General features: G+C 72.5%; 11 protein-coding genes. 4 read left to right on the forward strand and 7 right to left on the reverse strand.

Annotation, left to right across the window (positions count from 1 at the left end; all coding sequences use genetic code 11):
- The 3 genes from ABZW32_RS28055 to ABZW32_RS28065 form a co-directional block, all read right to left on the reverse strand.
- Window positions 1-1,551: a PH domain-containing protein gene (locus ABZW32_RS28055; RefSeq protein ID WP_356220873.1), complete on the reverse strand. Its 1,551-nt coding sequence runs from the start codon at window positions 1,549-1,551 to the stop codon at window positions 1-3.
- Entirely contained in the window at window positions 1,548-2,048 is a 501-nt protein-coding gene (locus ABZW32_RS28060) for a PH domain-containing protein (protein ID WP_030237368.1), read from the reverse strand. Before ABZW32_RS28060 ends, ABZW32_RS28055 begins: the two co-directional genes overlap by 4 nt.
- A gap of 62 nt (window positions 2,049-2,110) precedes the next feature.
- Window positions 2,111-2,647, reverse strand: coding sequence for a hypothetical protein (locus tag ABZW32_RS28065; RefSeq protein ID WP_356220875.1), 537 nt, complete (start codon window positions 2,645-2,647; stop codon window positions 2,111-2,113).
- 167 nt (window positions 2,648-2,814) lie between these two features.
- Between ABZW32_RS28065 and ABZW32_RS28070 the strand changes: the two genes are divergently transcribed.
- Both ABZW32_RS28070 and ABZW32_RS28075 read left to right on the forward strand, forming a co-directional pair.
- Complete coding sequence (locus tag ABZW32_RS28070) at window positions 2,815-4,098, forward strand: sensor histidine kinase (RefSeq protein WP_356220878.1); 1,284 nt, start codon at window positions 2,815-2,817, stop codon at window positions 4,096-4,098.
- On the forward strand, window positions 4,091-4,723 hold the full coding sequence (locus ABZW32_RS28075) for a response regulator transcription factor (protein ID WP_356220880.1): 633 nt from the start codon (window positions 4,091-4,093) through the stop codon (window positions 4,721-4,723). The genes ABZW32_RS28070 and ABZW32_RS28075 overlap by 8 nt, the downstream gene beginning before the upstream one ends.
- Window positions 4,724-4,903: 180 nt before the next feature.
- On the opposite strand, the gene ABZW32_RS28080 is transcribed toward ABZW32_RS28075, so the two are convergent.
- Window positions 4,904-7,786 (reverse strand): AAA family ATPase, encoded by a 2,883-nt coding sequence (locus tag ABZW32_RS28080; protein WP_356220882.1) that lies wholly within the window; start codon window positions 7,784-7,786, stop codon window positions 4,904-4,906.
- Between the two features lie 217 nt (window positions 7,787-8,003).
- Window positions 8,004-8,771 (reverse strand): alpha/beta fold hydrolase, encoded by a 768-nt coding sequence (locus tag ABZW32_RS28085; RefSeq protein WP_356220885.1) that lies wholly within the window; start codon window positions 8,769-8,771, stop codon window positions 8,004-8,006.
- A 293-nt stretch (window positions 8,772-9,064) separates the two neighbouring features.
- Between ABZW32_RS28085 and ABZW32_RS28090 the strand changes: the two genes are divergently transcribed.
- A complete protein-coding gene (locus tag ABZW32_RS28090) occupies window positions 9,065-10,060 on the forward strand; it encodes a glutathione S-transferase C-terminal domain-containing protein (RefSeq protein WP_356220887.1) in 996 nt (331 codons plus the stop codon).
- Between the two features lie 73 nt (window positions 10,061-10,133).
- The gene (locus tag ABZW32_RS28095; RefSeq protein ID WP_356220889.1) at window positions 10,134-10,409 is read left to right on the forward strand and encodes a hypothetical protein; all 276 of its coding nucleotides are present in this window, start codon (window positions 10,134-10,136) and stop codon (window positions 10,407-10,409) included.
- A gap of 49 nt (window positions 10,410-10,458) precedes the next feature.
- Here ABZW32_RS28095 and ABZW32_RS28100 read toward each other — a convergent pair whose 3' ends face one another.
- Both ABZW32_RS28100 and ABZW32_RS28105 read right to left on the reverse strand, forming a co-directional pair.
- Entirely contained in the window at window positions 10,459-11,040 is a 582-nt protein-coding gene (locus tag ABZW32_RS28100) for a potassium channel family protein (protein WP_356220891.1), read from the reverse strand.
- A gap of 26 nt (window positions 11,041-11,066) precedes the next feature.
- Window positions 11,067-11,564 carry an SRPBCC family protein gene (locus tag ABZW32_RS28105; protein ID WP_356220893.1) on the reverse strand — a complete coding sequence of 166 codons (498 nt, stop codon included), beginning with the start codon at window positions 11,562-11,564 and terminating at the stop codon, window positions 11,067-11,069.
- Between the last annotated feature and the right edge of the window lie 155 nt (window positions 11,565-11,719).

The raw sequence follows: 11,719 nt of genomic DNA on the forward strand, positions 1-11,719 counted from the left end.
TCAGTGCCGGGCGGGGGCCCGTTCGACGAAGGGGGCCAGCAGGCCCGGTACGGCGTCCTCGGCGAGGGCGAGCCCGTCGGAGACGGCCACGTCGCGGACCTTGTAGACGCCGTTGCCGGCGGCCGTGGCGGCGCCCAGGGTGAGCAGGCCGGCTCGGCGCTGGAAGGCGGAGCGGGTGATGGTCCAGCCGATGATCCCGTCGCGCTGGAGGGCGGCGGTGCGGCGGGTGAAGGTGCCGGAGCGGGTCACCAGGTAGGGGCCGTGGACGGCGTGGCCGAGGCTGCGGTAGGCGTCGAAGGCGAAGGCCGCTCCGGCGCAGAACAGGACGACGGCGGTGATCCAGCCGGTGTGCACGAGGACCGGGGTGAGCCACAGCCCGAGGCCGACGAGGGGGGCGGCGATCAGGACGGACCAGATCAGGGCGCGGTTGAGCCTGCGCCGCAGGGCGGCGCGGGGGTGCGGTGCGAGCCGGGCCTCGGTGGTCGGGGAGACGCGCTCGCCGAGGACGTCGGCGGCGATCGACTGGGCCAGGGCCAGCGGTACGGGCGGGGTGAGGCGGCTGCGGCTGCTGTTCTCGTCCTCGTCGCCGAGGCCGCTGGCGACGGCCTTCAGCCGGGCGCCGCCGGCCCAGCGCAGCAGCAGGGGTTCGGCGACCTCCGCGCCGCGCAGCCGCTGCTCCTCGATGCTGACGGAGCGGGTCACGAGCAGGCCGCGGCGGACGCGGAGCAGGCCGGTTTCGGGGCGGTCGAGGTGGTAGCCGCCCCAGCCCTCTATGAAGGTGGCCGTCGAGCCCGCGACGCCGATCACGGCGATGACGGCGAGGCTGAGCAGGATCCCGTACCAGAGGGGCAGGGAGCCGAAGCGCTCCTCCAGGTCCTTGACGACGCCGAGTTCGAGCGGGTCGATCTTCATCTCGTGCAGGGTGCGGTAGACGGAGCCGACGGCGATGAAGACACCGCCGACGCCCCAGAGGGTCAGGGGCGCGTAGCGCAGCCAGGCCCAGTCGAGCCGGGCGAGGGTGGCGTCGTCGTCGGGGTCGGCGGTGGCCAGGCCCTGGCGGGCGTGGCGCAGTTCGCTGAGCCGGCGCCGCAGTTCCTCGGCGTCGTGGACGCTGAGGCCGTCGAGGGACAGGCCGCCGCCGGAGGTGGCCTGGTCGCCGGTGGCGATCTTCAGGGAGGTGAGGCCGAAGATCCGGTGGAGGGGGTTGGCGGTCAGGTCGACGCTGCGGATCCGGTCGACGGGGACGGAACGTTCGCTGTGGAAGAAGCGGCCCTTGTGGAGTTCCACCCGGTCGTCGGTGATGCGGTACCGGGTGGTGATCAGGCGCATCACGCTGATACCGGCGATGACGAGGCAGGTGATGAGGAACGAGGCGAAGGTGATCAGGACCTGGAGGTTGATCTCGCCGCCGGTGAGGACGGTGGTGGCGGCGAAGGTGGCCAGCGGTGTGGCCACGACGCTCAGGTTGACGAGGAGGAGGCGGGGGTTGAGGCGGCCCCACCCGTCGGTCTCGGCCTGGTCGGCGGGTCGTACCGCGCTGTCCTGTGTCACGTCGCGTCCCCCGGGACGGCCTGGGTGGCCCTGGTGAGCTTCTCCACGAGCTCGGTGGCGGTGCGGTGGTCCAGGCCCTTGATCTTCACGGCGCCGGCGGAGGAGGCGCTGGTGGCGGTGATCCCGGAGAGTCCGAACAGCTGCTGGAGCGGGCCGCGGAGCATGTCGACGGTCTGGACCCGCGAGAGGGGTACGACGCGCCACCGCTGCCAGAGCCAGCCGGAGGCGGCGTAGACGGCCTCGTCGGTCATCTCCCAGCGGTGCACCCGGTAGCGCCAGACGGGCATGATGCCCATGAAGAGGAGCCCGGGGACGAGTGCGACGAGGAAGAGGGGTCCGAAGACGAAGCGGGCCGGGGTGATGAAGAGCCAGAGCACGCCGAAGGTGATCGGGAGCGGCAGGGCGAAGAGGGAGGACTGGAGGGTCCACCAGCCGATGGCACGGGTCTCGACCCGGTTGCGAGGCGGACGGAGCCTCAGTTCTTGGTTGTCTAGCACTGCGTCACCCTGGTTCCTGGAGAATCTTGGATCGTCGCCGGTCAACTCGCACCGGATGGTTTTCAGTTCGCTTCCCGGTCCGCCGCGACCGGTTCCCGCTCGGTCGGTACGGCGCGCAGCCGGGACAGCAGGACGGCGGCCCGGGCCACCACCATGGACAGCGACATCAGGGCGAGCGAGCTCGTGAGGGCCTCGCCGCCGCTGAGTTGGTAGTCGGTGGTAAAGCGCGTGATGCCTGCGCCGTACCAGTGCTCGCAGCCGTAGGCGAAGAGGATCTGGGCTCCGAAGAGGAGGGCCCAGATGGCCGCGTGGCCCGGTCCGCCGACGCTGCGGACGTCTCCCGCGGTGTCTCGGTGGGCGGTGAGCAGGGAGCTCGCGACGAGTCCGCAGATGCCGCCCACGCCGATGGCGGCGAGGTGCAGCGACATGTCGTTGCCGGCCGTCGGGAAAGAGTGTACGCAGAGACCGGTGACGACGACGGCCACCAGTGTGGGGCCCGCGATCCTCAGTGCGGTGATGCGCCGGTTGCCGGAGTCGGTCGCGAGGATGAAGGCCAGGATCGTCGCGCTGGTGATGACCGCCGTCGTGAACTGGCCCACGTGACCGAACCCGCCCTTTCCGCACTGCCTCGAAATCCGTTGTCGCGGTTCTCCTTCCGCTGCTTCCAACGTAGGCGGGGCGCCGCGGCCCGGGTGCCGACCGATCGGTGGGACCGGCTGTCAACCGTTCGACGGACACGGGCGGGGCTCGTGGTAGGACTGGTGCCGTGCAGATATACACGCAGGAGGAGGTCCCCTGGAAGGGCCCCGGTCGCGGGTTCGACTCCGGGGGCCGCTGGTTCGGCCTGTGGGACGGCTATTTCGCCGTCTCCTACCTCGTCACGGTCGTCTTGTTGTTCGCCTCGGGTGAGGACCAGGTCAACCGGGCCCTCGCGATCGGTGCGCTGACGCTGATCGTGCCCTGGTACGCGGGTCTCGGCCGCAGGCCGATGATCGACCGGACGAAGGGGCGGCGCAATCTGGTCTTCTCCGCCGGTCTGTTCCTGCTGTTCGCCACCTCCAGCACGCTGGATCTCGGGGGTTCCTTCGCGTTGTTCGCGGTGGTGCCGATGCTGATGATGAGCCTGCCGATGCCGCCGGCGATCGTGCTGGTCGTCCTGGCCAACCTGTGGCCGGTGACGGTGGTGTGGCTGCGGGGCGGGGAGTTCGACCCGCACATCCTCTCGGTGCTGCCGATCTCGCTGCTGGGCATCGCCCTGTCGGTGCTGCTGGGCCTGTGGATCACGCGGGTGGTGCAGCAGAGTTCCGAGCGGGCCGAGATGATCGACGAGCTGCGGCGCAGCCGCGAGCGTGAGGCGCACCTGTCCCATCAGGCCGGCATCTCGGCCGAACGGGAGCGTCTGGCGCGGGAGATCCACGACACCCTGGCGCAGAGCCTGACCAGCATCATCAGTCTGGTGCAGGCCGCCGAGTCGGAGGTGGTGGACAATCCCGCGCGGGCGCACGAGCGGCTCGGGCTGGCGGGGCGGGTGGCCCGTGACAGTCTGGCCGAGGCCCGGGGTTTCGTCTCGAAGCTGACTCCGCCGGCGCTGCGGGAGAGTTCGCTGGTGCAGGCCGTACGCCGGCAGGCCGACCTGCTGCGCGAGGAGACGGGGCTGGTGGTGCGGTGCACGGCCGGCGGCGAGGAGCAGCCGCTGCCGATGGTGGTGAGCGTGGTGCTGCTGCGTGCGGCGCAGGAGGCGTTCGCGAACGTGCGCAAGCATGCGCGTGACGCCCGGGAAGTCGAGGTACGGGTGGCGTACGCGCCGCGGGAGGTACGGCTCGTGGTGCGGGACGACGGCGCGGGATTCGCGGTGGACGCCTGCCGGGAACCCGGGCCCGAGGAGGCCGGGGACGAAGCGCACAGCGGGGGTTTCGGGCTGCTCGGGATGCGGGCCCGGGTGGCGGAGATCGGTGGAACGGTACGGGTGGAGAGCGGCCCGGGTGAGGGCACGACCGTCGAGGTGACGGTGGCGCTGGGCCCGGTGGGAGAGGAGTCGGACGATGACTGAGCGCGACCCGATCGGGGTGCTGCTGGTCGATGACCATCCGGTGGTGCGGGAGGGTCTGTCGGCGATGCTGGAGCTGGACCCGGGCATCCGGGTGGTGGGGCAGGCCGGCTCGGGCGAGGAGGCGGTGGTGCAGGCGGGCCGGCTGCGGCCGGAGATCGTCCTGCTCGACCTGCGGATGGGCGCGATGGACGGGGTGGCGGCGACGGGGCACATCCTGCGGGAGTCGCCGCGCACCAAGGTGGTCATCGTGACCACGTACGAGGACGACGCCGACATCCTGCGCGCGGTGGAGGCGGGTGCGGCGGGCTATCTGCTGAAGGGCAGCTCGCGCGAGGAGCTGGTGCGGGCGGTGAAGGCGGCGGCGCGCGGCGAGACGGTGCTGACGCCGTCGCTGGCGCCGAAGCTGTTCCGGGCCCGGGTGGCGGAGCCGCCGGTGCTCTCCGAGCGGGAGCGGGAGGTCCTCCAGCTGGTCAGGGAGGGCCGGACCAACGCGGACATCGGGCGGCGGCTGTTCATCAGCGAGGCGACGGTGAAGACGCATCTGCTGCGGTCGTTCAAGAAGCTGGCGGTGTCGGACCGTACGGCGGCGGTGATGGCGGCCCTGGAACGGGGCCTGCTGTCCTGACCGCCGGGCGCCCCGGTGCCCCGCGCGGGGCGCCGGGCCCGGACGCGCGGACGCACCGCGCGGGCGCGGGCGGGCAGCGCGGTGCGGGGGCCGGGGGCCCGGGGTCGCACGGCCCCGGGCACCCGGCCCCCTTTTTTCTTGCATCGGGCTCCCCGCACGGGGCCCGCGTCGGGGGCTGCCTCAGGCGATGCCGGGCAGGCTGAGGTCCCACAGCCGGCCGGGCAGGTCGCGGCGTCGTTTGACCTTCAGCTTGCGGTAGATCCGGGTCAGGTGCTGTTCGACCGTGGAGACGGTGACGTAGAGCTTCGTGGCGATCTCGCGGTTGGTGTGGCCGCGCGCCGCCAGCAGCGCCACCCGGGCCTCGGCCTCGGACAGCACCTCGGCCTCCTTCGGCGGTTCCGCCTCGCGCCCGGCCACCACGGGAGCGCTCTCTCCGTCGCCCCGGCCGGGGGTGAACTCCTGGCACAGCGGCTGCGCCCCGCAGGACTTGGCGACGTGCCAGGCCTTGCGTACGAGCATCCGGGCCCGGTTGAAGTCGCCGGCGGCGCGGTAGGCGCTGCCCAGTTCGCCGAGGGTCCGGGCCAGTTGGAGCCGGTCCTCGCCCTGCTCCAGGGCGTCCACGGCCTCGGTGAGCCGCTTCAGCCGGTAGGCGAGGTCGCCGCTGGTACGGGCCAGCGCGAAGAGCAGGGCCCCGCGCGGCCTGCCGCCGGCCGGGACCGCCTCGCGCCCGCGCTGCTGCTCCACGTACTCCCGGGCACGCGCCACGTTGCCGATGGCCAGCCACGCCTCGGCGGCGTCCAGCCGCCACGGCGCCGGTTCGGCGGCCTCCATGTCCCAGGCCCGCATGAGTTCCCCGCAGGTGAGGAAGTCGCGCAGGGCGGCGTGGTAGCGGCCGGTGGCGAGGTGGCAGCGGCCCCGGGCGCGCAGGTAGTGCAGGCCGAGCCGGGTCTCCAGCATGGTCTCGGGCACGGGCTGTTCGAGCAGGCTCATGGCCTCGTCGATGTTGCCCATCTGGGTCTCGGCCTCGATGAGGACGCCCAGTGGCAGGGCGACGCCCACGCCCCAACACTGCACGGAGATCAGGGACATGGACTGGCGGGCCTGGGCGGCCGCACCCGGCAGGTCGCCCTGGCGCAGGGAGACCTCGGCGCGCACCGCGCCGAGCGCCGCCTGCCAGGTCGGGGCGTTGTGGGCGGAGCACTCGCCGAGCAGCCGGTCGATCCAGGTCAGGGCCAGGTCCAGGCGGCCGGCGTAGACGAGGGTCAGGACGGCGAGGACGAGGGGGGTCAGGGTGCGGTCGCTGAGGTGGTAGCGCTGCAGGACCCGGGTGGCCTCGGCGACGGCGGCTTCGCCGTGGCCGCCGCGCAGCGCGGTCCGCATGGCCTCGGCGGCCGGTACGTGGGCGTCGTCGGGCATCTCGTGGGCGGCGGTCGCGGCGAGCCGGCCGGTGGCCGGGGTGCGGGTCGGGCCGGGGGCGGCGGTGTCCGCGGGCTCGGCGGTGGCGAAGACGTCCCGTACCGGGGGGCTGATGACGCAGAGCCAGTCCTGGGCGGCGGCGAGCGTACCGGGTTCGTAGGCGGCGGGGTGGCCGCTCTCGCGCGCCTGGTCTGCGTCGTTCTGCAGGCGGCGTATCTCCTCGGCGGCCTGCCGGGCCTCGCCCATCCAGGCCAGGCAGGACACGGCGTGCAGGAGGTCGCGGTCGGTGAGGCGGCCGGCGCAGAACTCGCGGGACAGCTGGCGCAGGTGGCTTTCGGCGGCGACCGGGCTGCTGCGCCAGACGATGCTGACCAGGCGGGACTTCAGGGCGGTGCGCAGGGAGCCCTCGGGGCAGGAGTCGACGGCCAGCTGCCCGCAGCTGAGGGCGAGTTCGGGGTCGCCCTCGACGAGGGCGTATTCGGCGGCGTCCTGCAGGACGGGGATCGCCCAGTCCTCGACGGGCTTGCGGGCGGCCAGCAGGTGGCGGGCCACGTCGAGGGCGGCGGCGCCTTCCTGGTGCAGCAGCCGCGCGGCGCGCTGGTGGAGGGCGGACAGCGCTCCGGGCGGGGTCGCGGTGAGGACGGCGCTGCGGGTCGCGGCCTCGCGGAAGGCGCCGTCGCGCAGGATCCCGCAGCGTCCCAGGTCCTGGAGGGCCAGTTCGGCGGTCTTGACGTGTACGTCGGTGATGCGGCTGAGGAGGGCGGGCGGGCAGGCGTCGCCGAGGACGGCGATGCCCCGGGCGACGGCCGGCATCTCGGGGTCGCCGCGGTGGAGGCAGTCCAGGACGGCGCGTTCGAAGGTCTCGGCGGGGCGCAGCGGCTGGAAGGGCTCGCTGTCGCCGAGGGCGGCCAGGCCGTCCTCCAGCAGTGCCTTGACCAGCAGCGGGTTGCCGCCGGTGGCCTGCTGGCAGTCGGCGGCGAGGCGCTGTGCGGCGGCGCCGGTGAAGTGGCCGGCGAGCAGGCGGCCGGTGCCTTCGGTGCTGAGCAGGGGGAGGCGCAGGGTGGTGCAGTTGGGCTGGCGCTTGAGTTCGGCGTGGAAGTCGAGTTGGGCGGGCAGCAGGCGGACGGCCTCGGTGAGGACGATCAGGACGCCGGCCTGACGGACCCTGCGGGCCAGGCAGAGCAGGAAGGCGCGGGAGAGTTCGTCGCCGTGGTGGACGTCGTCGACGGCGATGACGACGGTGCGGTCCCGGGCGATCCGCAGGAGCGAGGCGCAGACGTGGGGCAGTACGCGCATGCCCGACTCGACGGCGCTCGCGGCGTCTTCGCCGTCCGTCGCGCGGTCGCTGACCGCGTCGAGCAGGGCGGTGGCCTCGGCGTGGACCGCGGGGTCCAGGGGGGCGGCGCTGTCGAGGATGCGGCGCAGGATGCCGAAGGGGAGGTAGCGCTCGGCGCGGGAGCCGGCCGCTTCGAGGACCAGGGCCCCTTCGGACAGGGCGTGTTCGGTGAAGCATTCGAGCAGGCTCGTCTTACCGCCGGCGATGGCGCCGCTGATGACGGCGACGCGTCCGCGGCCCCGGCGGGCGCTGTCGAGCAGGTCGCCCAGCGTCTCCCACTCGTGCTCGCGCTCGACCAGCCTTGCCTCCACGCTGTTCCCTTCACCCGGACCGCCTGAGCCTGCCCTGCACTGCACTGCTTCGTGCCTCCTCGCGCCCCGCCGGCCGGGCGGGGCGGTTCGGGGTCGCCCGGGGCGGGCCGGCACCCCCTCCGTGCGGGGAGGGGGTGCCGGGCGCGCCTCGGGTCCCGTTCGTCCGTTCAGCGCCGGGCGCGCCGTCAGTCGTACGGCTCCCCGCCCGGTGTACGGTTCAGCCCCTGGGGGTGGTGACCGCTGCGATCTCCTCAGAAACGATCTTCAAGATACGCGCCTGATGCCGGGCGAGAAAGAAATGTCCGCCGGGAAAACGGTGGATGGCGAATTCACCGCGGGTGTGCGCTTCCCAGGCTTCCGCTTCCTCGCCGCTGGTGCGGGGGTCGGACTCGCCGGTCAGCACGGTGATCGGGGCGCCGATCGTTTCGTCGGCCGCGGCCCGGTAGTTCTCGATCGCCGTGTAGTCACTGCGAATGGCGGGGAGCACCATGCGCAGAATCTCCTCGTCGCCGAGAATGGCGGCATCTGTCCCGCTGAGCTCGCGCATTTCGGCGACGATGCCGTCATCGTCGCGCAGGTGCACGGATTCCTGGCGGAAACTCGACGGTGAGCGCCGGCCGGACGCGAAGACGCGGACGGGGTCGACGCCGTGGTCACGCTCCAGGCGGCGGGTCACCTCGAAGGCGAGGACGGCACCCATGCTGTGGCCGAAAAACGCCAGGGGCTTGTCCGTCCAGGGCAGAAGTGCGCTGGTCAGGGCGTCGGCGTAGGCGCCGATGTCGGTGATGCCGGGCTCGTGCCGGCGGTCCTGGCGTCCGGGGTACTGGACGCTGACGACGTCCAGCCCGGGGGCCAGGGCCTGGGACATGGGGAAGTAGAAAGAGGCGGATCCGCCGGCGTGCGGGAGGCAGACCAGTCGGATCGGGCTTTCGTCCGCCGCGTGATAGCGGCGGATCCAGCCGTCGGCATTCCTGTTGTCGATCAAGGGATGAAAACTCCGTGTTCCAGTCCGGAGCAGCACACGGGCTCGACAATCCAAGCCCATTTGCGGCTTCCGCACACGCGTTCCGTTGCCCCATGTCTAGCAGAGCGCCAATCCTGCCAGTACCCCTAGATTGGAACCCCTATGACGGCCGGAAATCGCCTGTGCGCCCGACACCTGGCCGAAACTGTACGTAATTCAACTGTTGAAAGCGGCGAGTATCTCCTGGCCAGAGGGACGGCGGAGGCCCGGTGGAGGAGGTGCTCGCAGCCGCGGTTCCTGGGTAGGGCCCCGGCATGACTGACGTACAGCGCGGCAAGGGGTACACCCGCGACAGCCGCTACATCACCACCCGGATCACCGCCGACGGGCGCGACGGCTTCCCGGTGGAGTCCGGCCGCTACCGCCTCGTGGTCAGCCGCGCCTGCCCCTGGGCGCACCGCGCGGTGATCATCCGCCGGCTCCTCGGGCTGGAGGAGGCCCTGCCCATGGCCGTGGCCGGCCCCACGCACGACGCCCGCAGCTGGACCTTCGACCTCGACCCGGGCGGCCGCGACCCGGTGCTCGGCATAGAACGCCTCCAGGAGGCGTACCTCGCCCGCGACCCCGACTACGACCGGGGCATCACCGTACCGGCGATCGTGGACGTGCCGACCGGCCGGGTGGTCACCAACGACTACGCGCAGATCACCTTCGACATGATGCTGGAGTGGACGGCCCACCACCGCCCCGGCGCACCGGATCTGTACCCGGAGGCGCTGTGGCCGGAGATCGACGCCATCGGCGCGGAGATCTACACGGACGTCAACGACGGCGTCTACCGCACCGGGTTCGCCAAGTCCCAGGAAGCCTACGGCGCGGCGTACGAGCGTCTCTTCGCGCGCCTCGACCGGCTCTCCGAGCGGCTGGAGCACTCCCGTTACCTCGTCGGCGAGACGATCACCGAGGCGGACGTCCGGCTGTTCACCTCGCTCGTGCGCTTCGACGCGGTCTACCACGGCCACTTCAAGTGCAACCGGCAGAAGCTCGCGGAGATGCCGGTGCTGTGGGCCTACGCCCGGGACCTGTTCCAGACACCCGGCTTCGGGGACACGGTCGACTTCGACCACATCAAGCAGCACTTCTACCTCGTCCACAGCCACATCAACCCGTCCGGGATCGTTCCCGACGGCCCCGACCCGTCGGGCTGGCTCGAACCGCACGGCCGGGCGGCGCTGGGCGGACGCCCCTTCGGGGACGGCACCCCGCCCGCGCCCCCCTCCCCTACCGAGGCCGTCCCGTCCGGAAATTGACCGGCCCGTGTCGGTGGTGGATGCGAGGATCGGCGCGGCGCCGGGCATCCGGCCGCACTGGAGGGGGACGGGCATGGACAGCCGGAACACGTACGCATGGCCACGAGAAGCGACCGGCACGGACGCCACGACGCTGGAGCGGTGGCTGGCCGGCCACGGCTGGGAGGTCGACCCGACCGTCTTCATGGCGGGTGCGCGCGGCCCGGCGGTCCAGATCCGGCGGATCGGCGCGGCCTGGCAGGACGGTGAGCCCGGCCTGCTCGTCCTGCCCGGTGAGACGGTGGAGTTCGACGGGGCCCGGATGCGCACCGCGCGCGGCCCGGTACCCGCGGCGGCCGTGGCCCCGTAGCCCGCGGCGCGCCGGCCGGCCGCACCGCGCGCCGGCCGGCCGTCCGCGCTCATCGTTCTTCGCCCCGGCCCGGGGCGGTCGCCGCGGTGCTCCTGCGCAGCCGGCCGCGGCGGACCGCCTCCAGGATGACCTTGATGACCAGGCCGAACACGGCCAGGTCAGCGAGCATCTGCGCGGTGACCAGGAGCTGCGCCGCTTCTGATTTCGCCGTGATGTCGCCGAAGCCGACGGTGGCGAACACCGTGACGGTGAAGTAGATCCCGTTGGTGTGGGACAGGCTGCTGCTGAAGCTGCCGGGAGACTGCGCGGCCAGGGTGACGTAGGCGGCCGCGAACAGCAGCAGGAAGAACGGGATGCTCGTGGCCAGGGCCTCCAGGGCCCGCAGCCCCGGGTAGCGCGAGCGGAGGATCGCACGGACCTGGACGGCGACCAGGCCGGCGAACCCCGCCAGACCGGTGAGCAGCACGGTGGCGGCGACAGCCATCGAGGAGTGGTCCAGGGGCAGCACGTAGTACAGGGTCACCAGGGCGGCGACGACGCCGCATCCACGCAGCATGCTCCAGAGGACCTGCCGGAGAGAGGGCCGGGGCTCTGGTTGGTCCTGGGCGGCCGGTGCCGCAGCGGCGGTCATGATGTCCTCCCGGCACGGTCGAGGGGCTACGGGCGGGTTTGCCCGCACAGGTCTTCCAGCCGCCGCATCGAGCGGTGGAACAGCGTGTCGATGTGGCGGTGGCCGGCTCGCAGCAGGCGGTCTACGGGCGGTCCGGCATCGACGGCGAGCGTCCAGCCGACGGTGGTTCCCGCGTCCGGGGAGGGGACCAGGGTCCATTCTTCGATCACGGCCGCGACGCCGGGCACATTGGCTTCGTGGACGCGGTAGGCGAAGTGCCGGCCGGGGTCCCAGGCAATCACCCGTTCGCGGGCCCTGATGACGCGGTACAGACGGAAGAAGCGTGTGCTGCCGATGCCGTGGGGGGGCTGGTCCTCGTAGTGGACGTCGTTGGCCGGGCCGAACCAGCGGGGCCAGTTCTCCGGGTGTAGCGCGAGCTGGTCGAAGACGGCTTCGGCGGACGCCTTGACCGTCCGGGTGCAGTGCCGCCGGAAGCGGGCGCGCTCGGTGAACGCGAGGTCTTCGGGACGCAGCTCGTACTTCACGGTATCTCCGGCCCTTCCCATGACGGCTCGGCCGGGCCGCGGGACCGGCCCGTCCGGGGCGCACGCGCCGTCACCATCCTCGCCCGGCGCGGGGCGGCTCTCAGCTCTGCTGCGTCCGATGGGATGACTGAGGGCGGCATCGGTCTAGCGGCCAG

Source organism: Streptomyces sp. NPDC004667 (assembly GCF_040609475.1).
GTDB lineage: Bacteria > Actinomycetota > Actinomycetes > Streptomycetales > Streptomycetaceae > Streptomyces.